The 25,447-nt window shown below is 71.0% G+C and carries 17 protein-coding genes; 11 read left to right on the top strand and 6 right to left on the bottom strand.

Annotation, left to right across the window (positions count from 1 at the left end; translation table 11 throughout):
* Nucleotides 1-110: 110 nt before the first annotated feature.
* The 4 genes from F3T56_RS16115 to F3T56_RS16100 form a co-directional block, all read right to left on the bottom strand.
* Entirely contained in the window at nt 111-818 is a 708-nt protein-coding gene (locus F3T56_RS16115; protein WP_149825880.1) for an ester cyclase, read from the bottom strand.
* Nucleotides 819-887: 69 nt separating this feature from the next.
* The gene (locus F3T56_RS16110) at nt 888-1,661 is read right to left on the bottom strand and encodes an SDR family NAD(P)-dependent oxidoreductase (protein ID WP_149825879.1); all 774 of its coding nucleotides are present in this window, start codon (nt 1,659-1,661) and stop codon (nt 888-890) included.
* A 49-nt stretch (nt 1,662-1,710) separates the two neighbouring features.
* Nucleotides 1,711-3,225: a multicopper oxidase family protein gene (locus tag F3T56_RS16105; protein WP_149825878.1), complete on the bottom strand. Its 1,515-nt coding sequence runs from the start codon at nt 3,223-3,225 to the stop codon at nt 1,711-1,713.
* A 131-nt stretch (nt 3,226-3,356) separates the two neighbouring features.
* Nucleotides 3,357-4,037: an MOSC domain-containing protein gene (locus tag F3T56_RS16100; protein WP_172638972.1), complete on the bottom strand. Its 681-nt coding sequence runs from the start codon at nt 4,035-4,037 to the stop codon at nt 3,357-3,359.
* 81 nt (nt 4,038-4,118) lie between these two features.
* Here F3T56_RS16100 and F3T56_RS16095 point away from each other — a divergent pair, with 81 nt between their 5' ends.
* On the top strand, nt 4,119-5,021 hold the full coding sequence (locus F3T56_RS16095) for a LysR family transcriptional regulator (RefSeq protein ID WP_149825877.1): 903 nt from the start codon (nt 4,119-4,121) through the stop codon (nt 5,019-5,021).
* A 65-nt stretch (nt 5,022-5,086) separates the two neighbouring features.
* Here F3T56_RS16095 and F3T56_RS16090 read toward each other — a convergent pair whose 3' ends face one another.
* Complete coding sequence (locus F3T56_RS16090; protein WP_149825876.1) at nt 5,087-5,416, bottom strand: WhiB family transcriptional regulator; 330 nt, start codon at nt 5,414-5,416, stop codon at nt 5,087-5,089.
* Nucleotides 5,417-5,817: 401 nt separating this feature from the next.
* On the opposite strand from F3T56_RS16090, the gene F3T56_RS16085 reads away from it, so the two are divergent.
* From F3T56_RS16085 to F3T56_RS16070, 4 genes are all read left to right on the top strand, one after another.
* On the top strand, nt 5,818-6,429 hold the full coding sequence (locus F3T56_RS16085; RefSeq protein WP_003948568.1) for a response regulator transcription factor: 612 nt from the start codon (nt 5,818-5,820) through the stop codon (nt 6,427-6,429).
* A gap of 280 nt (nt 6,430-6,709) precedes the next feature.
* Entirely contained in the window at nt 6,710-7,285 is a 576-nt protein-coding gene (locus F3T56_RS16080; RefSeq protein ID WP_005481141.1) for a sigma-70 family RNA polymerase sigma factor, read from the top strand.
* Between the two features lie 188 nt (nt 7,286-7,473).
* On the top strand, nt 7,474-8,976 hold the full coding sequence (gene guaB, locus F3T56_RS16075) for an IMP dehydrogenase (RefSeq protein WP_149825875.1): 1,503 nt from the start codon (nt 7,474-7,476) through the stop codon (nt 8,974-8,976).
* Between the two features lie 105 nt (nt 8,977-9,081).
* Nucleotides 9,082-10,206, top strand: coding sequence for a GuaB3 family IMP dehydrogenase-related protein (locus F3T56_RS16070; protein ID WP_149825874.1), 1,125 nt, complete (start codon nt 9,082-9,084; stop codon nt 10,204-10,206).
* Between the two features lie 724 nt (nt 10,207-10,930).
* Here the strand turns inward: F3T56_RS16070 and F3T56_RS16065 are convergent.
* On the bottom strand, nt 10,931-12,139 hold the full coding sequence (locus F3T56_RS16065) for a nucleotide sugar dehydrogenase (RefSeq protein ID WP_149825873.1): 1,209 nt from the start codon (nt 12,137-12,139) through the stop codon (nt 10,931-10,933).
* A 280-nt stretch (nt 12,140-12,419) separates the two neighbouring features.
* Between F3T56_RS16065 and F3T56_RS16060 the strand changes: the two genes are divergently transcribed.
* From F3T56_RS16060 to F3T56_RS16035, 6 genes are all read left to right on the top strand, one after another.
* Nucleotides 12,420-14,126 (top strand): glycerol-3-phosphate dehydrogenase/oxidase, encoded by a 1,707-nt coding sequence (locus tag F3T56_RS16060; protein WP_149825872.1) that lies wholly within the window; start codon nt 12,420-12,422, stop codon nt 14,124-14,126.
* Between the two features lie 294 nt (nt 14,127-14,420).
* The gene (locus F3T56_RS16055) at nt 14,421-16,658 is read left to right on the top strand and encodes a serine/threonine-protein kinase (RefSeq protein WP_149825871.1); all 2,238 of its coding nucleotides are present in this window, start codon (nt 14,421-14,423) and stop codon (nt 16,656-16,658) included.
* Nucleotides 16,659-17,127: 469 nt separating this feature from the next.
* A complete protein-coding gene (locus tag F3T56_RS16050; RefSeq protein ID WP_149825870.1) occupies nt 17,128-19,776 on the top strand; it encodes a protein kinase in 2,649 nt (882 codons plus the stop codon).
* A gap of 192 nt (nt 19,777-19,968) precedes the next feature.
* Entirely contained in the window at nt 19,969-21,591 is a 1,623-nt protein-coding gene (locus F3T56_RS16045) for a serine/threonine-protein kinase (RefSeq protein WP_149825972.1), read from the top strand.
* Nucleotides 21,592-21,721: 130 nt separating this feature from the next.
* Entirely contained in the window at nt 21,722-23,398 is a 1,677-nt protein-coding gene (locus F3T56_RS16040; RefSeq protein ID WP_149825869.1) for a serine/threonine-protein kinase, read from the top strand.
* A 106-nt stretch (nt 23,399-23,504) separates the two neighbouring features.
* Nucleotides 23,505-25,187: a serine/threonine-protein kinase gene (locus tag F3T56_RS16035; protein WP_149825868.1), complete on the top strand. Its 1,683-nt coding sequence runs from the start codon at nt 23,505-23,507 to the stop codon at nt 25,185-25,187.
* Nucleotides 25,188-25,447: the final 260 nt, after the last annotated feature.

The raw sequence follows: 25,447 nt of genomic DNA, 5'->3' as shown, positions 1-25,447 counted from the left end.
TACACCTACCCGTACGCCGGTAAGCCGTAGGGAAGGCCCGGCACCCCTCGCGGGTGCCGGGCCTTTCCGCGTCGGCGTGACCGGGTCTACCGCTCCAGGCCTGATCGGGTCTACCGCTCCAGATCTTCCAGGGCGCCCAGCTGCCCCATCAGTCCGAGCCGGTCGTACTGCCACCAGCCCTCGGAGATCTTGCCGTCCGCCGTGCACCGATGGATGGTCGTCCCGGTCATGGAGACCTTCTTCCCGGTGGCCGGGATCCCGAGGAAATCGCCCTTGTGCGTCGCGTTCCAGGTCCACTGGGTGCACACCCGGTCACCCTGGGCGATCTGGTCCTCGACCGTGAACGAGAAGTCGAATGCGCCCCGCCACATCCCGACCTCGCGCCTCATGGCGTCCATGCCGATCGTGTCCTGCGGGTTGGAGGGATCGTGGTCGTGGTAGTCCTCGACGAGCACGTCGTTGAGCGGCGGCAGTTCACCCTTCGTGGCCAGCGCCTCGAAGAACCTGCGCGCGGTCGCCGCGTACAACTGCTCGTCCCGTACGACATCCAGATCGGTGAACGTGGGCATCTCGTCGCAGAGCGCCACCATCTCCTGGAAGATCCGATCGGTCTCCGGGAGGTTCGAGTTCCGCATCGCCTCCTCGTACGACGGGAACTCCACGATCTCGATGAAGTGCGCCGCGTCGGACCGGTCCTTCCCGATGATGTTGTGCGTCGCCGTCCGCTTCCCCTTGGTCTGCTCGACCCACGAGTCCATCAGCCGGTTCATTTCATCGAACCGACTGGTCCTACAGTCGATGAGCTGCACAAATGTCATGACACTGCCTCCGGCCCCCCTGGGTCCGGTCGAACAGCTCCATTGTCCCTCCGAGGGCCGCCACCCCGCCTACTGCGGCCCGTACTTGCGTCCCGTCTTGGAGCTGATCCCGCCCAGCAGCCCTCGCGGCACCACCTTCACCACACCCATCAGGGCCTTGTAACGCGGGTCGGGGATGGAGACGGTCCTGCCGCGGGACAGGTCCGCCAGGGCGGCCGTCACCAGCTTGTCCGCGTCGAGCCACATCCACCCCGGAATGTTGTCCGTCCCCATACCCGCCCGCTGATGGAACTCCGTACGCACGAACCCCGGGCACAGGGCCATCAGCCGCACCCCGCTGCCGGCCAGATCCCGGGCCGCGCCCTGCGTGAACTGCACGACCCACGCCTTCGACGCCCCGTATGTGCCGCGCGGCACGAAGGCGGCGACCGACGCCACGTTGACGACCCCACCCCGGCCCCGCTCCCGCATGGCCTCGGTCGCCGCCGAGGTCAGACGGAGGACCGCCTCGCAGTGGACCTTGAGCATCTTCAGCTCGTCGGCCATCGACACGTCGAGGAAGCGGCCCTTGTTACCGAAGCCAGCATTGTTGACCAGCAGGTCGACCGGGCTCTTCCGGTCGGCCAGCCGAGCGGCCACCGCCTCGATGCCGTCGTCCGTCGCCAGGTCCGCGGTGAGCACCTCCGCCTCGATGCCGTGCCGGTCGTGCAACTCCGTGGCCTGCTCCCGCAGCCGCTTGGTGTCACGCGCCACCAGGACGAGGTTGTGTCCGTCCGCCGCCAGCCGCCGCGCGAAGGCGGCACCGATGCCCGCGGTCGATCCCGTAATCAGAGCCGTTGTCATGGCGTAAGGGTAGGGGCCCGGACCATGGAGATCCGCTTGCTGCACCGGCCTACCGGCCGTCATGTGCGTGCCCCGCCGGTATGCCGGCCCGCTGCCCCTTCTCCACCACCACGAACTGCCCCATCATCCCCTCGTCCTCGTGGTACAGCAGATGACAGTGGTACATGTACGGCGTGTCCGGGTCCGCTGGCCCGTCGAAGCGGAGGGCGAGCTTCATGGTCGTCCCATGCGGCAGGAACACCGTGTCCTTGGGGCCGCGCAGCGCCGGCGATGTTGTCTTCCCATTGACCTCCAGAACCCTGAACTGCACGTCGTGTACATGGAAGTTGTGGGGCATTCCGTTGCCGTTGCGGACCGTCCACACCTCCGTCGTCCCCCGCGTGACCGTCTCGTCGACGCGGCCCATCTCCATGTCGCGTCCGTTGATCCCGGACCGCTTCAGGTCGAAGTACCTGCCCCGTACCGCGGCACCCTCGCCGACGGGTATCTCCAGCTCACCGAGAGCGGAGGGAAGTTCGGCCGATGGACGCAGCCGGTCGGCCGCCCGCAGCTCCAGTACGTCGAAGGAGTCGTCGCCCCCGCCGAACCGGCGCTGCCAGGCGTCCCCGTAGTTGTCCTGCGGGAAGCTGCGCAGCGTCACGCGTTCGCCCGCCCGCATCCGTACGACGATCTCGGCCCGCTCACCCGGCGACAGCTGCACCCGGTCCATGGACGCCGGCCGCTCCAGCAGACCCCCGTCCGACGCGACCAGGGCGAAGGCGCGGCCGTCCGGGAAGCCGAAGTCGTAGGTGCGTGCCGTGGAGGCGTTGAGCAGCCGAAGGCGTATGAGCTCGTCGTGGACTTCCCGATAGGGATTCAGGGTGCCGTTGACCAGGGTGCGGTCGCCCAGGAAGCCCACGTTCCGCATGAGGTCGCGGTCGTGGTCGAACTCGGCGCCGTCGAACCGCACGTCCTGCACGATGACGGGCAGGTCGTCCACGCCGTACTCCTTCGGCAGCGCGAGCTTCGCCGACTCCTCGTCGTCGACGAGGAACAGCCCGGCCAGGCCCCGCGCCACGTGCTGTTCGGTCGCGCCGTGCGGGTGGGGGTGGTACCAGAGGGTGGCCGCCGGCTGGTCCACCGTCCACCGCGGACTCCAGGTGGCGCCGGGGGCGACCATCTGGTGGGGGCCGCCGTCCATGCGCGCGGGCAGATGCATGCCGTGCCAGTGGACGGTGGACGCCTCGCCCAGACCGTTCCGTACCCGCACGCGGACCTTCTCGCCGCGCTCGGCACGCAGAGTGGGCCCCAGATAGGAGCCGTTGAAGCCCCACGTGGGCGTCTTCCGGCCCTCCACGAACTCCGTCTCGCCCGCCTGCATACGCAGGTCGAAGACGCGTGTGCCGTCTTTGCCGACGGACGACCGCGCGAGCGGAGGTATCGCCAGCTCCTTGTCGAACGCGACCTTGCCGACCGTGCTGACGTCGGCGCCGGTCCACAGCCATGTGAACAGGCCGCCGACGATCAGCACCACGACGGTGACGACCGAGCCGAGCACGATGAGGACACGCTTGATCCGCGACATGCCTCCAGCGTTCCGGCCCGCCGCCCTGCGAACATCCGGGACAGCCCCCGGCCCGGCCCTGATCCGACCCTCACCCGCTCCCGGGGATCCCCCCTAGGAGCCGTGTGCCCACGGTGAGTTCGTCTCGCGCTCTACTCGGCTTCGGCCGCAGCCCGCTCCGCCGCATACTTCCGCGCGATCTCCAACACCTCCGGGTGCAACGCCTCCGCCGCGGCCAACAGCCGTGGCAGCATCTCGTGTTCGGTCATCGAGGCCCGGAAGGCAAGGGCGACGGTGATGTCGTGGTCCGGGCGGTGGACGATCTCGATCGGGTCGCCCGCACGGATCTCGCCCGGCTGGATCACCCGCAGATACGCCCCGGGCGCCCCCTTCCGCGTGAAGCGTTTGACCCATCCCCGCTCACCCATGTGCTGCTGGAAGTTGAGGCAGGGGACACGGCCGGTGGTGACCTCCAGGATCACCTCGGCGCCGATCCGCCAGCGCTCGCCGATCAGCGCACCGGAGACGTCGAGCCCCTCGGTGGTGAGGTTCTCGCCGAAGGTACCGCTGGGCAGGGTGCGGCCCAGTTCCCGCTCCCATCCGTCCAGGTCCTCGCGGGCGAAGGCATAGACCGCCTGATCGTTCCCGCCGTGGTGCTCCGTGTTGCACACCGCGTCCCCGGCCACCCCACTGGCGCCGACCCCCTTGGGCCCGGGCGCCGTCACCCGTACGGGCCCGGCCACCGGCCGCTTGTCGATGCCCGTCACGCTCTTCGACTCTTCCGCGATGTCGACGGCCTTGGGACGTCCCACGTTCAGTGACAGAAGCTTCATGGCAGCCACGCTAGGAGAGCGGCGGCCAAAGCGTCGACGCATTATTCGGCTCCAGGTCCAAGCCACGCTTATGCTCGGATCGTGATCGAGGCCCGTCATCTCCGTGTCCTGCGTGCCGTCGCCGCCACCGGCTCCTTCTCGGCGGCGGGACGCGAACTCGGCTGCACCCAGCCCGCCGTCAGCCAGCAGATGAAGGCGCTCGAATCCTCCGTCGGTACGCCGCTGCTGGTCCGCGGTGGCCGTGAGATGCGGCTGACGCAGGCGGGCGAGGCGCTGGTGCGGCACGCGGCCGGGATCCTCGCCGGGCTCACCGCGGCCGAGGAGGAGGTCGCCGCCATCGCCGGGCTGCGCGCCGGACGCGTGCGCCTGGTGTCGTTCCCCAGCGGCAGCTCCACCCTCGTCCCCACCGCGCTGGCCGCCCTCCGCGCCGCCCACCCCGGCACCCGGGTCTCCCTGGAGGAGGCCGAACCACCGCGCTCGGTCGAGATGCTCCGCGAGGGCGACTGCGACATCGCGCTCGCCTTCCGCCACGAGGGCGCGGCGGGCGCCGAGGAGGGGGAGTGGGACGACCTGGTGGTCCGTCCGCTGCTCACCGACCGGCTCGTCGGACTCGTACCCCAGGGGCACCCACTGGCCCGTACGGGGTCCATCGGTATCGGAGAACTCGCCGGGGAATCCTGGATCGCCGGCTGCCCGCGCTGCCGGGGGCAGCTGGTACGGGTCTGTGAGAGCGCGGGCTTTACGCCCCGCATCGACTTCGCGACCGACGACTACCCGGCGGTGGTCGGCCTGGTGGGCGCGGGCCTCGGGGTCGCCGTTCTGCCGGAGCTGGCCATCGAGTCCGTGCGTCCCAAGGGGGTCCGGATGATCGCGGTCGAGCCGGTGCTGCGCCGCGAGATCGTGGCGCTCAGCCTGCCGGACCTGGCCCGGGTGCCCGCGGTGGCGGCGACGCTGGACCAACTGGCCAAGGCTGCCGCCCGGTAGACCCGACGCCGCGGGCCCGAATCAAGGGTGCACGCGCGCGTGCACCACCGTGCAGAAACGTTCCTTCAGCTGTTCGAGCCGGTGTCGCTTCCCGGCGCGGACGCGGTCACCAGCCGGTGCCGTGCCCGGCCCATGAGCTCTTCGCGCTCGTCCTCGGTCAGCCCGCCCCACACGCCGTACGGCTCGCGCACCGCCAGGGCGTGGGCCGCGCACTGCGCGCGGACCGGGCATCGCATGCAGACCTCTTTGGCCGAGTTCTCACGGGCACTCCGTGCCGCACCGCGCTCCCCCTCGGGGTGGAAGAAGAGCGAACTGTCGACCCCGCGGCACGCCGCGAGGAGCTGCCAGTCCCATAGATCGGCGTTCGGTCCGGGAAGGCGGGAGAAATCTGCCATTACGTGTCCCCTTGTGGCTGTTATGGGCAGATGACAGGTCATCGATACCCATGACCGTACATCGACTATCAAAGGAGATGAAAATATGACTCATTGCGAATCTATCTCCAGACGGCGGCGAATAGGAACAAAAACGGCTGAATGGGGCATAGGTTGTGATGAAACGTTGAGAGTCCCTTGTGCATGTCTGCACCGTGTCGGCCCCCTCACGTAGAGTGCCGAAGGTGACCAGCCATCCCGTAACTCTTTCGAGTGACCGTCGTTGAGACGGGCGGAGGCGGTTGAAGGAACAAGCGCTCGGGCAGGCGTTCGTGTCCGCTCGTGAGTATCGACCGCACAGGTGACGATTTCGTACCAGCCTGGAGGCTCAAGGTGACGCGCATCAGCTGCGGAGGGCGGCCATGACATCCGTCCTCGTCTGCGACGACTCCCCGCTTGCCCGAGAGGCGCTGCGCCGCGCGGTGGCGACCGTGCCCGGCGTCGAGCGCGTGACCACGGCGGCCAACGGCGAGGAAGTCCTCCGCCGCTGGGGGGCCGACCGCTCGGACCTGATTCTGATGGACGTACGCATGCCCGGTCTGGGCGGCGTCGAGACCGTACGGCGGCTGCTGTCCGCCGATCCCGGGGCGCGCATCATCATGCTCACCGTCGCCGAGGACCTGGACGGCGTGGCCCTCGCGGTCGCCGCCGGCGCGCGGGGCTACCTGCACAAGGACGCCTCCCGCGCGGAGCTGCGCGCCACGGTGACGCAGGCCCTCGCCGACCCGACCTGGCGGCTCGCCCCGCGCCGGCTGCGCTCCGCCGAGATGGGCGCCGCGCCGACGCTCACCGCGCGGGAGATCCAGGTCCTGGAGGGCATGAGCCACGGCCGTTCCAACGCCGAGATCGGTCGCGAGCTGTTCCTCTCTGAGGACACGGTCAAGACCCACGCCCGGCGGCTGTTCAAGAAGCTCGGCGCCTCGGACCGCGCGCACGCCGTGGCCCTCGGCTTCCGCTGGGGTCTGGTTCGCTGAGTGAGCCGTGACGGGGGTACGAGAATCCCCGCCTACCGTCAGGTGGGTGGGGGTGTCCGCCGCGAGGTGGACGGCGGTGGCAACACGGCTCGCCGGGTGCCCGCTGCTCGTTTCGCCGCGGATGCCGCATCCTTGAGGTGTGGAGTTCCTCGGGGAGCAGTCGAACGAGCGGGAGGGGAGGGCGCAGGAGATGAGTTCCGGCGCGCCTGCTCATAACGCTTCGGTGCACAACCATGGACGTGGCGCCACGGACCGGACGGCCGCAAGGCACCATGGACCGATGCGCGACGACGAGACGACAGTGATCGGTGCGCTCGTGCATCGCGCGGTCGACGGGGACGAGCAGGCGACGCACGATCTGCTCGCCCATGTCCACCCCTTGGCCCTGCGCTATTGCCGCACCCGGCTGTCCCGGCTGCCGGGCGACGCGCGGCACTTCGTGGAGGACCTGGCACAGGAGGTCTGTGTCGCCGTCCTCCTCGCGTTGCCGCGCTACAAGGACACCGGACGGCCGTTCGAAGCGTTCGTCTTCGCCATCGCGGGCCACAAGGTCGCCGACCTCCAGCGCGCCGCGATGCGCCACCCCGGCTCCACGGCCGTCCCCTCGGACGAGATGCCGGAGCGGCCCGACGACTCCCTGGGCCCCGAGGAGCGCGCGCTGCTCAGCAGTGACGCCGAGTGGGCCAAGAAACTCCTGGCCAACCTCCCGGAGAATCAGCGGGAGCTGCTGCTCCTGAGGATCGCCGTGGGACTCACGGCCGAGGAGACCGGACAGATGCTGGGGATGTCGCCGGGTGCGGTACGGGTGGCGCAGCACCGGGCGTTGAGCAGGCTCCGGGCGCTGGCCGAGCAGTAACGCCAAGGCCGAGGCAGTACGCCAAGGCTCGAGCCGGACAGTGGAAGGCGCCCCGAAACGAACAGGCGGGGCGCCTTTTCCGTACGAACATACGAAGCCCGAGGTCACTTCGTACCGTGGAATGTGCGCACCACGCTTCCCGTTAGCATGGACATCCGCACCGATCAAGGCCATTTGGGGAAGGTGTCATGACTGCCAACGTCGACGGAGTGCCCGAGAAATTCGCGACACTCGGGCTGACCTACGACGACGTGCTGCTGCTGCCGGGCGCATCCGAAGTGCTCCCCAACGCGGTCGACACCTCGTCCCGCATCTCCCGCAACGTCCGTGTGAACATCCCGCTGCTCTCGGCGGCAATGGACAAGGTGACCGAGTCCCGCATGGCGATCGCGATGGCCCGCCAGGGCGGCGTCGGCGTGCTGCACCGCAACCTCTCCATCGAGGACCAGGCCAACCAGGTCGACCTGGTGAAGCGCTCCGAGTCCGGCATGGTCGCCGACCCGATCACCGTGCACCCGGACGCCACGCTCGCCGAGGCCGACTCGCTGTGCGCCAAATTCCGCATCAGCGGTGTCCCGGTCACCGACGGCAACAAGAAGCTGCTGGGCATCGTCACCAACCGCGACATGGCCTTCGAGTCCGACCGTTCGCGTCAGGTGCGCGAGGTCATGACGCCGATGCCGCTGGTCACCGGCCAGGTCGGCATCTCCGGCGCCGATGCCATGGAGCTGCTGCGCCGTCACAAGATCGAGAAGCTTCCCCTGGTCGACGAGGCGGGCGTCCTCAAGGGCCTCATCACGGTCAAGGACTTCGTGAAGGCCGAGCAGTACCCCAACGCCGCGAAGGACTCGGAGGGCCGTCTGATCGTCGGTGCCGCCGTGGGCGCCAGCCCTGAGGCGCTTGAGCGTGCCCAGGCGCTCGCCGAGGCCGGGGTGGACTTCCTGGTCGTCGACACCTCGCACGGCCACAACAGCAACGCCCTCAACTGGATGGCGAAGATCAAGTCGAGCGTCGGCATCGACGTGATCGGCGGCAACGTCGCCACGCGTGACGGCGCCCAGGCGCTGATCGACGCCGGTGTCGACGGCATCAAGGTGGGTGTGGGCCCCGGATCGATCTGCACCACCCGTGTGGTCGCCGGCATCGGCGTCCCGCAGGTCACGGCCATCTACGAGGCGTCCCTCGCGGCCCGCCCGGCCGGCGTCCCGCTGATCGGCGACGGCGGTCTGCAGTACTCCGGCGACATCGGCAAGGCGCTGGCCGCCGGTGCCGACACGGTGATGCTGGGCAGCCTGCTCGCGGGCTGTGAGGAGTCGCCCGGCGAGCTGCAGTTCATCAACGGCAAGCAGTTCAAGTCGTACCGGGGCATGGGCTCGCTCGGCGCCATGCAGTCCCGGGGCCAGGCCAGGTCGTACTCGAAGGACCGCTACTTCCAGGCCGAGGTGGCCTCCGACGACAAGCTCGTGCCCGAGGGCATCGAGGGCCAGGTGCCCTACCGCGGCCCGCTGGGCAACGTGCTGCACCAGCTCGTCGGCGGTCTGCGCCAGACCATGGGCTATGTGGGCGCCGCCACCATCGAGGAGATGGAGTCCAAGGGCCGCTTCGTCCGGATCACGTCCGCGGGCCTCAAGGAGAGCCACCCGCACGACATCCAGATGACGGTCGAGGCGCCGAACTACAGCCGCAAGTAGGCGACAGGACCGGTCAGGGCGGCCCCGGAGCATCCGGGGCCGCCCTCGTCGTGCCCGTCGGCGATACTGGAAGACGCTGAAACGCATCAGGGAAAGGCCACAGACGTGACTGAGATCGAGATCGGGCGCGGCAAGCGCGGCCGCCGGGCGTACGCCTTCGACGACATCGCCGTCGTCCCCAGCCGCCGTACGCGGGACCCGAAGGAGGTCTCGATCGCCTGGCAGATCGACGCCTACCGCTTCGAGCTGCCCTTCCTGGCCGCCCCCATGGACTCGGTCGTCTCCCCGGCCACCGCGATCCGCATCGGCGAGATGGGCGGCCTCGGCGTCCTGAACCTCGAAGGCCTGTGGACGCGGTACGAGGACCCGCAGCCGCTGCTCGACGAGATCACCGGGCTGCCCGACGAGGCCGCGACCCGCCGCCTCCAGGAGATCTACGCGGCTCCCATCAAGGAGGAGCTGATCGGGCAGCGGATCAAGGAGGTGCGCGACTCCGGTGTCGTCACCGCCGCCGCGCTCTCCCCGCAGCGCACCGCCCAGTTCTCCAAGGCCGTCGTGGACGCCGGCGTCGACATCTTCGTCATCCGCGGTACGACCGTGTCGGCGGAGCACGTCTCCGGCTCGCACGAGCCGCTGAACCTGAAGCAGTTCATCTACGAGCTGGACGTCCCGGTGATCGTGGGCGGCTGCGCCACCTACACGGCCGCCCTGCACCTGATGCGCACGGGCGCGGCCGGTGTCCTCGTCGGCTTCGGCGGCGGCGCCGCGCACACCACGCGCAACGTGCTGGGCATCCAGGTGCCGATGGCCACGGCGGTGGCCGATGTGGCCGCCGCCCGCCGGGACTACATGGACGAGTCCGGCGGCCGGTACGTGCACGTCATCGCCGACGGTGGTGTCGGCTGGTCCGGCGACCTTCCCAAAGCGATCGCCTGCGGCGCGGACGCCGTGATGATGGGCTCGCCGCTGGCCCGTGCCACGGATGCGCCCGGCAAGGGCCACCATTGGGGCATGGAGGCGGTGAACGAGGAGCTGCCGCGCGGCAAGAAGGTGGACCTGGGCACGGTCGGCACGCTGGAGGAGGTCCTGACGGGCCCGTCCCACACCCCGGACGGTTCCATGAACCTCTTCGGTGCGCTGCGGCGGGCGATGGCCACCACCGGGTACAGCGAGCTGAAGGAGTTCCAGCGGGTCGAGGTGACTGTGGCGGACTCGCAGCACAAGCGGTGAGGTGACGCGGCGCTCGGCTTGAGCGGTAGGTAGGGGCTCGGTTGCCTGTGGGCGACCGGGTCCCTTTTGCGTGTCCAAGTGGGCTGGTGGGGGCGTGAGTTGTGGGTGGGGGCGCGTGGTTGCGTTTGGGGCGAATGTGGGCCGAATGGGCTTAGCGGGGCGATAGCGTCTTTCTCGGCGCCCCAGTTCTGCTGGGAGCCCCCTTCCAAGGACATGGTCCGGACCCCGCCCTCGGGGCCCGGCCCGATTTCCAACGGACCGTCCACCGGGCAAATGGGCGGCATCGTGGAAGGGGGCGCCCATGGGACGCCACCGCAAGTCCACCCGCTGGGACCGGATCCGTCTTCGGATGGTGAAGTGCCGGAGGAGGTGGATCTTGTGGATCTACGGAAGGTGAGCGGCCGCCCCCAAGCGGAATAGGGGCGGACACCCGATCATCTTCAGGAGCCTGCCGCAGTGCCACCTGCGGCGGGCTCCACCTTTTTGTACGGTACCGGATTCGCCGTGGGGCGGGCCCGGTGCCGGAGGAGGTGGATCTTGTGGATCTACGGAAGGTGAGCGGCCGCCCCCATCAGAACTAGGGGCGGACACTCCGTGAACCATCCGGGAGGCCTGCCGCAGTACCGCATTGCCAACGCGGCGGGCTCCACCTCTCCACACGCTAGCGGCGCGCCCTCCCCGTACGCCACCGTCCCCGGAGGCACAGCCACCCACGCGCCCCCCTTCACAACCTGTGCGCCGCTCCCGTAGGCGTAGCCCCCCGGGTGTCCAGCAACAACTGCGCCTTCACTGACAGGCCCTGCAAGTCGTACGTCCGGTGCTGCTGGAGGAGGATCGTCAGGTCGGCGTCGGCGGTGGCTTCGTATAGGGAGTCGGCTCGGGGGATGGGGCGATCGAGGATGTTCCAGGTGGGGACGTGGGGGTCGTGGTAGCTGACGTGGGCGCCTAGTTCGAGGAGGCGGCGGGCGATTTCGTCGGCGGGGGTGCCCTGTTGGTCGGGGACGTCGGGCTTGTAGGTGATGCCGAGGAGGAGGACGCGGGCGCCTCGGGCGGACTTGCCGTGCTCGTTGAGGAGGGTGGCAGCGCGCTGGACGACGTACTGGGGCATGCGGTTGTTGACCCGCTGGGCGAGTTCGACCATGCGCAGGGAGCGGGGTGAGTGGCCGGACAGGTCCTGGGGGAGGGCGTGGCCGCCTACGCCAGGGCCGGGGCGGAAGGACTGGAAGCCGAAGGGCTTGGTCTCGGCGCAGCGGATGACGTCCCAGAGGTCGACGCCCAGGTCGTGGCAGAGGACGGCCATCTCGTTGACGAGGGCGATGTTGACGTGCCGGTAGTTGGTCTCCAGCAGCTGCACCGTCTCCGCCTCGCGTGTGCCACGCGCGCGTACCACCTTGTCGGTGAGGCGGCCGTAGAAGGCGGCGGCCGACTCGGTGCAGGCGGGGGTGAGGCCGCCGATCACCTTGGGGGTGTTGGCGGGGCCGAAGTCGCGGTTGCCCGGGTCGACGCGGGCGGGGGAGTACGCGAGGTGGAAGTCGCGGCCCGCGCGCAGCCGTGAGCCCTCTTCCAGGAGCGGGCGGAGGAAGTCCGCGGTCGTGCCCGGGTGGACCGGGGACTCCAGGATGACCGTGGTGTGCGGGCGCAGGTGGGCGGCCAGGGTGCGGGCGGCTTCACCCACCTGGGCGAGGTCGGGGGCGCCGTCCGCGCCGTGTGGCGTGGGGGCGCAGATGACGGCCGTACGGACGCGGCCGAGTTCGGCGGGGTGGGTGGCGGTCCGGAAGCCCTGGGCGAGCATGCGGCGCAGTTCGGCGGGGGTGAGGGAGCCGCCCTCGGGGCCGGTGCGGTAACCGATCGTCGCGATGCCGGCGGCGACGGCGGCCTGGGCCAGCGGAAGGCCCAGTTGGCCGAGTCCGATGACGGCGAGATCTGCGGGCATGGCGTGGGCCGTCCTTCCCAATAACCGAAGCGGGACAGGCTCGCAAGCCCTGTGGACTGGATGAGCGAGCGCAATGTCACACTAGGCGTAAATATGACCGATATGCGGGATTGGGGAGTTGTTTTTCTGTGCGCGTCCTGCGGAGTTATCCACAGGCTGGAAGCCGGTGGTGGCCGAACTCGGGCAACACGGTCAGAATTTTGGGCAGGGGATGCGAGCCGGGTCTTGCATGGCGGGCATCGACAGGTGCGGCCAGCGCGACAAACAGCGGGAGGCAGCGGTGAGGACAGCGGCACTGGGACCGGCGCAGCGCGCCGAGTCACTGGCGGGTATGGCCGAGCGCGAGCTGGATGTGCTGGTCGTGGGTGGTGGCGTGGTCGGTGCGGGCACCGCGCTGGACGCGGTGACGAGAGGCCTCTCGACCGGGCTGGTCGAGGCGCGTGACTGGGCGTCGGGTACGTCCAGTCGGTCCAGCAAGCTGATCCACGGCGGCCTGCGTTATCTGGAGATGCTCGACTTCGCCCTCGTACGGGAGGCGTTGAAGGAACGCGGGCTGTTGCTGGAGCGCCTGGCGCCGCATCTGGTGAAGCCGGTGCCGTTCCTCTATCCGTTGCAGCACCAGGGCTGGGAGCGGTGGTACGCGGGCTCGGGCGTCGCGTTGTACGACGGGATGGCGATGGCGCGCGGGCACGGTCGGGGGTTGCCGCTGCACCGTCATCTGACGCGTCGGCACGCGCTGTGGATCGCGCCCTGTTTGAAGAAGGACGCGCTGGTCGGGGCGTTGCAGTACTACGACGCGCAGATGGACGACGCGCGTTATGTGGCGACCCTGGTGCGTACGGCGGCGTCGTACGGGGCGAAGGCCGCCAACCGCGCGCGTGTGACGGGGTTTCTGCGCGAGGGCGAGCGGGTGGTCGGGGCCAGGGTGCAGGACGTCGAGGCCGGCGGCGAGTACGAGGTCCGCGCGCGGCAGATCGTGAACGCGACCGGGGTGTGGACCGACGACACCCAGGCGATGGTGGGCGAGCGCGGGCAGTTCCACGTACGGGCGTCCAAGGGCATCCATCTGGTCGTGCCCAAGGACCGGATCCACTCCACGACCGGGCTGATCCTGCGCACCGAGAAGTCCGTGCTGTTCGTGATCCCCTGGGGGCGGCACTGGATCGTGGGGACGACGGACACCGACTGGGACCTCGACAAGGCCCATCCGGCGGCGTCCAGCGCGGACATCGACTACCTGCTGGAGCATGTGAACTCCGTCCTGGCCGTGCCGCTGACCAGGGACGACGTGCAGGGTGTGTACGCGGGGCTCCGGCCGCTGCTCGCCGGGGAGTCGGAGGCCACGAGCAAGCTGTCGCGCGAGCACATCGTCGCCCATCCGGTGCCGGGGCTCGTGGTCGTGGCCGGCGGCAAGTACACGACGTACCGGGTCATGGCCAAGGATGCGGTGGACGCGGCGGTGCACGGGCTGGACCAGCGGGTTGCCGAGTGCGTCACTGAGGATGTGCCGCTGCTCGGGGCGGAGGGGTACCGGGCGCTGTGGAACGCGCGGGCGCGCATAGCGGCGAGCACCGGGCTCCATGTGGTGCGCGTGGAGCACCTGTTGAACCGGTACGGGTCCGCGGCCGAGGAGGTGCTCGACCTCATCGCCGCCGACCCCTCGCTGGGCGAGCCGTTGCAGGCCGCCGACGACTATCTGCGGGCCGAGGTGGTGTACGCGGCGTCGCACGAAGGGGCGCGGCATCTCGATGATGCGCTGACGCGGCGTACGCGGATATCGATCGAGACGTTCGACCGGGGGACGCGTAGTGCGCGGGAGGCCGCGGAGTTGATGGCTCCCGTGCTCGGGTGGGACGCGGACCAGATCGAGCGGGAGGTCCAGCACTACGAGAAGAGGGTGGAGGCAGAGCGGGAGTCGCAGCGGCAGCCGGATGATCTGACGGCCGATGCGGCTCGGTTGGGGGCGCCGGACATCGTGCCGCTGTAGTCGGCCGTTGGGATTCGCCCCCGCCGCCCCTACCCTTCCCCACTCTCGGCTTCGCTCGAGCGGGGGGACCCCCATCATCCCCTGGGGGCTGCGCCCCCAGACCCCCGCTGTCGCCCTTCGGGCTCGTCCTCAAACGCCGGACGGGCTGATTGGCGGCCGGTCTTGGATGTCTGACGGGCCGTGGTGAGGGGGTTCTCGGCCGGGTGGCTTGTTGAGGGGCACCCTGGGCGTGGGACGGTCGGCGGGTGGGTGACAATGGAGGCTCTGTCAGGGCGGGTTGTATCGAGGGGACTCATGTCGGAGGCGGAGCGGGCTGGGGAATCCCGTCAGGACACGGACGCACGTCTCCTCGCCGGGCGGTACCGGCTGGGAGGGGTGCTCGGTCGCGGCGGCATGGGCACGGTGTGGCGGGCCAAGGACGAGACGCTGGGCCGTACGGTCGCCGTCAAGGAGTTGCGGTTCCCGTCGAGCATCGACGAGGACGAGAAGCGGCGGCTGATCACGCGTACGTTGCGGGAGGCCAAGGCGATCGCGCGGATCCGTAACAACGCCGCTGTAACGGTCTTCGATGTGGTGCACGAGGACGACCGGCCCTGGATCGTCATGGAGCTCGTCGAGGGCAAGTCGCTCGCCGAGGTCATCCGTGAGGACGGCGTGCTCGAACCGAGGCGGGCCGCCGAGGTGGGCCTCGCGATCCTCGACGTCCTGCGTGCCGCGCACCGCGAGGGCATCCTGCACCGGGACGTGAAGCCGTCGAACGTGCTGATAGACAAGCACGACGGCCGGGTTGTCCTCACCGACTTCGGTATCGCGCAGGTCGAGGGCGACCCCTCCATCACCTCGACCGGCATGCTCGTCGGCGCACCCTCCTACATCTCGCCGGAGCGGGCGCGCGGCCACAAGCCCGGGCCCGCGGCCGACCTGTGGTCGCTCGGCGGCCTGCTCTACGCGGCGGTCGAGGGGGTGCCGCCGTACGACAAGGGGTCGGCCATAGCGACGCTGACCGCGGTGATGACCGAGCCGGTGCCGGAGCCCAAGCGCGCGGGGCCGCTCAAGGACGTCATCTTCGGGCTGCTCACCAAGGACGCCGAGCGGAGGCTCGACGACACCGGTGCGCGGGCGATGCTCAACAAGGTGATCCACGCGCCCGACTCGAAGGAGGCCGAGCCGCTCGACGCGACGCGGGTCGTGCCGTTGCCGCCGGTGCCGGAGGAGCGTCCGAAGAAGGGCGGTTCGGGCGGGGCCGGGGCCAAGCGGGGCGAAGACGGCGGCGGCGAGCGGCCGCGTGCGCCTCGGTGGTCCATGCGGAAGGGTGCGGCAGGGGCGATTGCGGCCGGGGCCGCTGCCGTGGGTGCCGGTACCTCGCGGGGTACGACGTCCGCTGGTGACTCCAACTCCGGTGGGACTTCGGGTGGGAGTTCCGGGGGGACCTCCGGGGGGACAGCTGGGAGGTCTCCCCGTGGGGCGGGGGCCGCGAAGGCCGCTTCTTCCGCTTCGGCGGCGGCTGTTTCGGCCAAGTCCGCGTCCGTGGGGGTTTCGTCGAGTACGACCGCCAGGAGTGGATCGGCGGCCGAGCAGGCCAAGGGCGCCGGTGCTTCCGGGCTGGGCGTGGGCAAGCCGGTGGCCGGGGCCGTCGGGGCGCGTGGCGGGGACGTCGGCGCAGGCAACTCCGTCTCGGCGGGGCGGACTTCGGGATGGCCCCAGATGCCGCCGCCGGATCTGCCGCCGCGGCCCGTGCCCAGGGCGCCGATCACCGATGTGGTGTCGCGGCGGACGTTGGCGCTCATCGCGGCGGCCGTGGTGCTGGTCATCCTCGGGACCGTGCTGGCGCTCAACCTCGTTGGCGACGACGGCAGTTCGGACAACAGCAAGGGCACCGACACCAAGGTCGGCGCGTCCAGCGGGGTGGCCTCGGGGAGCAGTGGCGAGGACGAGAGCAAGGACGAGGACAAGGAGTCCGCTCCCAGTCCTGACGGTCACACGACGCAGGAGGCCGGCGGATCGGCGGGGTCCGAGAGCGGTTCGCCCAGCGCCGGTTCCGGTACGTCGAGCGGGTCGGAGAACGGCGACGGCTCCGGGGGCTCGGAGGGCTCGGGGGACATCGCCACCGAGACGTACAAGAGCAGTCAGGGGTTCTCCATCGGGCTGCCGCAGGGGTGGAAGTACCAGTCCACCGACGCGGCGGGGGCCCGGTTCACCGGCCCTGACGGACAGAAGCTGCTCGTCGGGTGGACGAGCACCCCGAAGGACGATCCGGTCGCGGACTGGAAGAACCAAGAGGGCGCGATGAGGCGCTCGCAGTACAAGCGGATCCGAATAGAGGCGGTGGACTTCCGGGGCTGGAACACGGCCGATTGGGAGTTCACCTATGTGGAGAGCGGCACGAAGTACCGGTCGATCGACCGGGGATTCGTCGTCGACTCCCAGCAGGGGTACGCGCTGATGTACACCGCCAAGGCGTCGGAGTGGAGCGGCGAGCTGCGCAAGGACACGTGGCAGACGTTCACGAAGACGTTCGAGCCGAAGTCGTGATGCGGCCCGCCCGCGGGGGCGCCGGGGTGTGATCCGTGGCGGCGCGTGCGAGGGCATGCGCCTGTGCGACGCCATGCGCCCGTGCGGCGGCGTGAACGTGGGTGACGGTGGGCCGTCGGGGGTTGCCGGAGGGCCGTTGTGCGCCGGTGCCCATCTCGTTATGGACATGTGAGAGTCCGTGCCTCGGCTCGGGGCGCGGTACAGGGGCGTGTGGGGGCGCGGGGCGGTGTGAGCATTGTCGATGTGAGTTCGACGTCGGGAGTTGGGTCCGGCGTGTGAGTTCGGGGACGGGTGTTCCGGGGAAGATCGAGGGCGTTCGAGCGCTTTCGAGACGGGTGAGATGTCGCATCCCCTCAATGCCGGTTGCCTCCGGCACGTATCGTGAATGGCTGCGGACCGTACGCATCCAGAACGGAACGGGACGCGCAGCGAGCGGAATTGACCAGCCGGGCGGCCGAGGGAGGGCATCGTGGACGCATACGCGGGACGAGTACTCGCGGACCGCTATCGCCTGCCGCTGCCGCCCTCCGACGAGTTCGAACTCGCCGAGACCCGGGCCTTCGACACCTACAGCGGACAGGAAGTCCTGGTACGGCAGGTGCCGTTGCCCGAGGTCGTCGAGGCGGAGGTGCTCGACTCCGACGGGTTGCCCGAGGGGTACGTGGCGCGGGACGGCAGGGTGCGCCGGGGCGCGGCGCGGACCACGCGCAGGCCGACCGACCCGGCCGTACGACGGGCCATCGAGGCGGCGCAGGCCGCCGCGCAGATCCCCGACCACCCACGGCTCGACCAGGTCTTCGATGTGTTCGCCGAGGGCGGCTCGCTGTGGATAGTGAGCGAGTTGGTGTCCGCGCGGCCGCTCGCGGCGCTGCTCGCGGAGCAACCGCTGACCCCCTACCGGGCGGCCGAGGTCGCCTCCGACGTGCTCACCGCGCTGCGGGCGCTGCACGCCCACGGCTGGGTGCACCGCAACATCACCGCCCGTACGGTGCTCGTCTGCGACGACGGCCGCGTAATGCTCACAGGGCTGGCGGCCGGGGCGGCGGAAGAGGCGCTGTGCGGGTACGACCCGGTGCCGGTACGGGATTTCGAGGAACATCCGGAGGCCCCGCCCGTCGGTGACTCCGGAGCGTCCGGAGGCGTGGCAGGTCCGGGTCCAGGTCGGGGGGCGCCCGGTGGTTCCGGCGCACGCGGGGCTCTGGCTCCCGGTGGCGCGCGGCCCGGTGGTGGAGCTGGTCCCGGTGCCGGGGATCCCGAGGCCGCGCGGCGGGCCGCGATAGAGGCGCGGGCGGGCAGCGCGGGGCCGGTCACGGATCCCTCCGGGGGGCAGCGCGCGCTGGACGCCGGCGGTGACGCCCGGGCGGCGCGGGCGGGCGCGATCGCCGCGTACCGCGCGGGGGCGAGGGCCGCGGCTCGTGTGAACGTCGACCAACGGGGCGGCACCGGCACGGGGTTGCCCGCGCAGCGCCCGGCACCCGGCGGGGCGGGCCAGGAAGGTACGGCACCGTCGACAGCCGGACACTCCGGCGCCCTGCCCCCCGGCCTGGAGGCGACCCCCGTACCGCCGGGGCAGATCGCCGACCCGTACGGCGTCGGCTCGCGCGGCGGCGGTGCCCCGAATGCCTGGCACGGTGCGGGGCCGCGCGGCGGCAACGGCCAGGGCGGACCGGCGCTTCCCGCCGCCAACGACACCTTCACCCTCGACGGCCATGGCAACACCCCTGTCGGCACCCCCGCGCACGGCAACGGGGTCTCGGTGAGTGACGCTCCCATCCCCACCGGTGGTGCGGACGGCACCCCGTGGGACCGGGGCGTCGGCGCTGCCGCCCCCCGGCGGGGTCCCGCCACCGCGCTCGCCGCCGAGCGGGCGCGGCAGGCGCGGATGGCCGTGGTCGGGCCGGTGACGGAGCGGTGGGCGCCGGAGCAGGCCGGGCCGGTGCACGAGAACTGGCAGTTGGCGGCGCCGATCGGGCCCGCGACGGACCTGTGGGCGCTGGGGGCGTTGCTGTTCCGCGCCGTGCAGGGGCATGCGCCGTACCCGGAGGAGAACACCGCCGAGCTGGTGCAACTGGTGTGCTCGGAGCCGCCCGCGTTCGCCGAGGAGTGCGGACCGCTCCGGCCGGTCGTGGAGTCGCTGCTGCGGCAGGACCCCACGGAGCGGCTGGACTTCGAGGAGCTGCGCGGCTGGCTGCGCTCCCTCGTGCGGTCGGCGCCGGAGCCCGAGGCCGGCACGCATGTCATAGCGGCACCGCCCGTCGACGCGAGCCGGCTGCCGATCGTACGGCGCCGGGGCGAGCTCGTCCGCCGGCGCCGTGCCGGGCTGCCCGCGACCAGCGCGCACGCCCGTCACCGCCGTGCCCGGGAGAAGCCCCCGCAGCCCCGCAAGCTCGGCCGGAACCTGCTTCTGCTGGTCCTGCTCGCGCTGGCCGCGGCGGTCACGTACGCCATGGTGTTCATGCCCAAGGCCGAGCCGAGCAGCGGAGCCGACAGTGGTACGGGCACGCGTACGGACACCGCCGCGCAGCCGAGCGCCGCGCCGGGGGCGAGCAGCCAGGCGCGGCCTGACCAGAACGCCGGCTCTCCCTCTCCCGACGGGGGCGAGAGCGAGGCGAGCCCCTCGGAGTCGTCCGGCTCGACCCAGCCGCAGACCGGCGACTCCGATGTGGCCCAGGGGTTCACCCTGCGCAAGGACGCCGAGGGCTTCGAGGTCGCCGTCGCCAACGGATGGGACCGCAGCCCCAAGAACGGGCGTGGCCAGGTCGTGTACTCCCAGGGTGACTTCGAGCTGATCCTCGTACCCGGGCGGGACAGCGCGGCGACGTACGGCAGCGATCCGCTGAAGTACCAGCGGGAGGACGAGCGTGAGTTGCAGCCGTTCCGCGACTCGTCGTGGGCCACCTCCGGCGGGATGCGACTGGTCGAGGTCGGCGGAGTGAAGAGCGCCGAGGGGCAGTTCACCTGGCAGGACGCCGAGGGGCGCGGCATCTTCGTACGGAATCTCGCGATACTCCTCGACGGGCGTTACCACGTGGTGCAGTTGCGCGGGCCTGAGGCCGAGCGGGACGAGGTGACGCGGTTGTTCGAGCAGGCGTCGGAGACGTACCGGGTGACCGGCTGATCCGGCCGTGCACCGCTTCGGCGGAGGTGGCCGACCGGGTGCGGTATCGCCCAGGTGCCGGAAGGTTGCGCTGCGTTGACGGAAGCGATAACCGTCACAGTGCGGTCTCTGTGCGGGCGGGCCGGTTTCCCGGGATGACGGCTGCTCCTTAATCTGACCCTGTCAAGAACATTGCGGGGCAACGTGAATCAGATGCAGGGTCTGCTCCTCGCGGAGCGCTACCGACTTGTCGACACGATCGGCAGCGGCGGTATGGGCAGGGTGTGGCGCGCGCACGATGTGGTGCTGCACCGGGCCGTCGCGGTCAAGGAGCTGACGGCGGCGCTCTACGTCTCGGAGAACGAGCGGACCATCCTGCTGAAGCGGACCCGGGCCGAGGCACGCGCCGCGGCGCGGATCAGCCACTCGGCCGTCGTCACCGTGCACGACGTGCTGGAGCACGACAACCGGCCCTGGATCGTCATGGAGTTGGTCGAGGGCGTCTCGCTCGCCGACGCGGTCAGGGAACAGGGGCGCGTCGAGCCGCGCGAGGCAGCACGGATCGGGATGTGGCTGCTGCGCGGGCTCCGGGCCGCCCACCGGGCCGGCGTACTGCACCGCGATGTGAAGCCGGGCAACGTGCTGCTCGCCGAGGACGGCAGGGTCATGCTGACCGACTTCGGCATCGCCCAGGTCGAGGGCGACACCACCATCACGCGGACCGGGGAGATCGTCGGTTCCGTCGACTACATCGCCCCCGAGCGGGTGCGCGGACAGGAACCCGGGCCCGCCTCCGACCTGTGGTCGCTGGGCGCCACGCTGTACACGGCCGTGGAGGGCAAGTCGCCGTTCCGGCGCACCACACCGCTCACCACCATGCAGGCCGTGGTGGGCGAGGAGGCCGCCGAGCCGGTGGCCGCGGGGCCGCTCGGACCCGTCATCACCGCGCTGCTGTGCAAGGACCCCGCCGCACGGCCCGGTGCGGAGGAGGCCGGGCAGATGCTCGCCGAGGCGGCGGAGGGGCGGCGGCCGCGGGTGGCACAGGCGTACGTGCCCACGCGGCAGCAGGCGGGGAGTGAGGTGGGAGAGGGAGGCGGTGCGCATGTGCCGGGTGTGTCGGGGCAGCACACGTCGCCCGTGACCGCCGCCGGGGACGGCGCGTCCGCGGGACCCGTCACGCCTGTCACCCCGATGGTCACCGTCCAGCAGGGCGGTGCTCCCGCGCCCGCGCCCGTCGTCAGGCGGCGCCGGCGGGTTCGTACGATCGCTCTCGTCGTTCTGTTGGCCGTGCTCGTCGGGGCCGGGGGCGCCGCCGCGATGTACTACGCGAACGAGTGGCGGCAGACGGCCGGGAACCAGGGGGAGCAGTCGACCGATGGCGTTCCCGAGGGATGGGAGCGGGTCGAGGACCCGGAGGGATTCAACCTTGCGCTGCCCAAGGGCTGGAAGCGGCAGGTGGACGGCGCGCAGATCGACTACACGCCCGACAACGGTGAGCACTTCCTCCGGATCGCCGTGGACGACTCGCCGGACTTCGACAGCCCGTACCACCACCAGCTCGACCTGGAGGAGCAGGTGAAGGTGCGGACCGAGTACCGGCGGGTGCGTCTGGAGGAGAACATCTACCGCGACCGGCCGGGCGCGCTGTGGGACTTCACCTGGACCGCGGTGGCGAAGGACACGGAGTCCCCCGGGCCGCGCCGGGCGATCGAGCAGATGTATCTCGCCCGGGACGGCGTCGAGTACACGATCTACATGTCCGCGCCGACGGCGGACTGGGCGACGGCGCGCGAGCAGTTCGACGCGGTGCTGCGCAGCTGGCGGCCGGCGCAGTAGCGACGGCAGCGGGCGCGGGAGTGGCGGCGAGGCTCCCGCGCGCCGCTCGTGCGACGCGCGTACGTCGCTTGTCGGCCAGCCCGTGACTAGGCACCGGAGGGTTCCGGTCCGGTGGGGCATGATGGGGCGTATGGGGACCGAGGGGGAGAACGTCCGTGTCGTAGCGGGTCGTTACCGGCTGGAGGCCAGGATCGGCCGGGGCGGTATGGGCATCGTGTGGCGCGCCACCGACGAACTCCTCGGTCGCCAGGTGGCGGTCAAGGAGCTGGCCCTCGATCCCTCGCTGCCGGAGGAGACGTCCCGGCAGCTGCGCGAACGCACTCTGCGGGAGGCGCGGGCGGTCGCGGGGCTGAGTCACCCGCACATCATCGTGGTGCACGACGTGGTCGAGCAGGACGAACGCCCGTACATCGTGATGGAGTTGATCGACGGCGGCTCGCTCGCGGAGCGGATCGCGAACCAGGGTCCGGTCGACGCGCGCGAGGCCGCCCGGATCGGCCTCGATCTGCTGGCCGCGCTGCGGCGGGCGCACGACGCCGGGGTGCTGCACCGTGACCTCAAACCCGCCAACGTCCTGCTGGAGGCGGGCACCGACCGGGTCGTCCTCACCGACTTCGGCATCGCCCAGGTCGCGGGCGCGACGACGCTCACCGAGACCGGGTCCTTCGTCGGCTCGCCCGAGTACACCGCGCCCGAACGGATGTCCGGGCTCCGCACCGGGCCGGAGTCCGACCTGTGGTCGCTGGGCGCGCTGCTGTGCGCCGTGCTGAGCGGGGAATCGCCGTTCCACCGGGACTCGTTGGGCGGCGTCCTGCACGCCGTCGTCTTCGACGAGATCCGCCCGCCGGCGCAGGCCACGCCGCTGCTCCCCGTCGTACGCGGGCTGCTGGAGCGCGACCCGGACCGGCGGCTCGACGCGGCGGAGGCGGAACGGCTGCTGCGGGCGTTCCGGGAGACGGGCAGTACGCCGAGACCACCGGCCGGGTACACGCCGACCCGGGGGGACGTGCCGCACACGCCCGCGCCCGGGGCCGTCCAGGATGCGCCGCCGCCCGCACCGGACGAGGCGGCGGCCCTGCGTGAGCAACCCGCGGGGCGGCCGCCGCCGCACTCCACCCGGAGCGTGCTGCTCGCGGCCGCGCTGGTGGCGGCGATGGCCGGGGCCGGGGTGTCGGCGGCGGCGCTGCTGATGCGGGACGGCGGCGACGGGGGTGGCGGTGCGCCCACGCCGACGCCCACGCCCACGAGTTCGGCACCGCGTACGCCGGGTACGACCGGGACCGCGGGGACGTCGGGGGCGACAGAGACCTCCGACGAGCCGGGTACGCCCACCGGCACGCGCTCGGGGGCCGCCACCGCGCCGACCGTGCCCTCCGGGTACCGGCTCGCCGAGGACGAGCGGGGCTTCAGTCTGGCCGTGCCGGAGGGCTTCACGCGGGAGCCGCAGGGGGAACGGGTCTTCTACATGTCGCCGGGGAAGGCGATCCGGATCGGGATCAAGCTCGGCGACGCGAAGGAGGGCGGGCCGCTTGCGGTGATGCGGCGCGCGCACGAGAGGGGGCCCTCCACCAACCCCGGCTATCGGTACGGGCGGGTCGCCGAGACCACGCACGACGGACGGTTCGCCGCGCTCTGGGAGTTCACCTGGGACGGCTTCAGCGCGGCGGAGGGGCCCAGACACACGTACGACCTGTGCTGGGAGCAGGACGGACGCCTGTACGACGTGTGGGTGTCGGCGCCGGTCGGGGACGTGAGCGAGGCGAAGGAGTACTTCGACGTCGCGGTCGACACGTTCGTAGGTTCCTGAGAGAGGCACCTAAAAGGGGAGATAAGCGGCGGCCCGCGTCACGGGTCTGTGACCGGAAAACGACCGGGGTGGAAGCTCAAGGGCTTGCCGCGATACAGATAAACGTATGAGCAGCAACGGGGGAGCCCCTTACGGATCCGGCTACGGAGCCGATGAACCGACGAGTTTCGGACTGCAACCGCCGCAGCCGGGCGTGCCGTACCCGGGCAACCCGTACGCGCAGCCCACGCAGGTGGTCCAGCAACCGGCGCCGACGCCCCCGCAGGCCGCGCCCGCCCCCGACCCCGGCATCGGGCGCCTGATAGCGGGCCGTTATCGGCTGCTCGCCAAGCTCGGCCACGGCGGCATGGGCACGGTATGGCGGGCGAAGGACGAGACGGTGGACCGTGAGGTCGCCGTCAAGGAGCCCCGCGTACCGGACCATCTTCCCGAGCGTGAACGGGCCAACGTCTCCGAGCGGATGCGCCGTGAGGCGCGCGCGGCGGCCAGGCTCGATCACCCGGCGGTCGTGAATGTGCACGATGTGGCGGTTGTGGACGGCCAGCCGTGGATCGTGATGGAGCTGGTGCAGGGGCGTTCGCTGGGCGACGCGCTCCAGGAGGGCACCCTCGGGGTGCGTGACGCGGCGAGAATCGGCCTTGAGGTCCTCGGCGCGCTGGAGGCCGCGCACGCGGCGGGCATCCTGCACCGTGACGTCAAGCCCGACAACGTCCTCCTCGGCCGCCACGACCGGGTCGTCCTCACCGACTTCGGCATCGCCCAGATCGAGGGCGAGACGAACCTGACGGACACCGGCGGCTTCGTCGGATCGCCCGAGTACATCGCCCCCGAGCGGGTGCTGGGCCAGCGCCCCGGCCCCGCATCGGACCTCTGGTCGCTCGGTGTCGTCCTCTACGCGGCCACGGAGGGTGTCTCGCCCTTCCGCCGCAGCAACACCCCCGCGACCCTGCAGTCGGTGCTCAACGCCGCTCCCGCGCCGCCCGCTTCGGCCCACGGTCCGCTGGCCGAGGTCATCAACGGCCTCCTGGAGAAGGACCCCGCCCGCCGTCCGACCGCCGCCCGCGTGCGTGACCTGTTGGAACAGGCCGCGAACCCACCGGCTCCGGCGCCCACCCAGGTGGTCCACCAGGTCGCCGCCGGGCCGGCTACCGGCAAGGGCAAGGGCGTACACCTCGGCCCCAAGGCACTCGTCGGCCTGGGCGCGGCGGTCGTCGCGGCTGCGGTGACGGCTTACCTGGTGATCGCGAAGCCGTTCGCGGGCCCGCTGCCCGAGGGATGGAAGCAGCGGGACCTCGGTCCGAACGTCGCCGCGAGCGTCGGGGTGCCCAACGGGTTCGTGAAGTACAAGTTCGAGCCGGACGAGAAGGACGGCCCCGCCGCCCGGTTCGTCGACCCCAGCGGCCTGATATGGATCACCGTCGACCGCGACGTCAAGAAGAACGACAAGGAGAACGAGATCCCGGGCGCCGCGCTGGACAAGGCGTACGTCGACTGGGGGCTGCTCAAGGACGGCGAGTACACCTGGGACATCGCCGACGAGCCCGCACCCACGGGCGAGCCGCACGAGACCACTTACCAGGACCGCAAGGCCGCCGAGAACACCGTCGTCTACACGACGACGGACACCCGGAACCCGCGGAAGCGGGAGGCCCGGGTCCTCTACTACAGGGCGGGCAACGGCGACATGTACCGGCTGTGGGTCGACTACCCGGGCAAGGGGCACTTCACCGAACAGGGCCGTGAGATCGCCGGTACGGCGCTCGCGACCCTGGAGATCGACAACCTGTAGGCCGGTCGGCCGGGTTGGACCGGTGGGCCCGGGGCCTCAGTCCAGCTTGGCCGCCCGGGCCTTGATGATGTCCGCCGTGATGTCGTGGGCGGCGGCCTGGTGCCGTCCACGAGACCGGCGAGGCTCACCAGTCGGATTAGCGATCCGTGGGACTCCGCGAACGCGCCCGACTGATCGGCCGACCCGACCTTGTACCGTTCCTGTGGACTGAGCAGAAGCGAGTCCGCTCAGTCGCACGCCCCGAACGGTCTTGGGCGTAC

Source organism: Streptomyces tailanensis (genome assembly GCF_008386495.1).
Classification (GTDB): Bacteria; Actinomycetota; Actinomycetes; order Streptomycetales; family Streptomycetaceae; genus Streptomyces; species Streptomyces tailanensis.
This window is presented reverse-complemented; position numbering and strand designations above follow the sequence as displayed.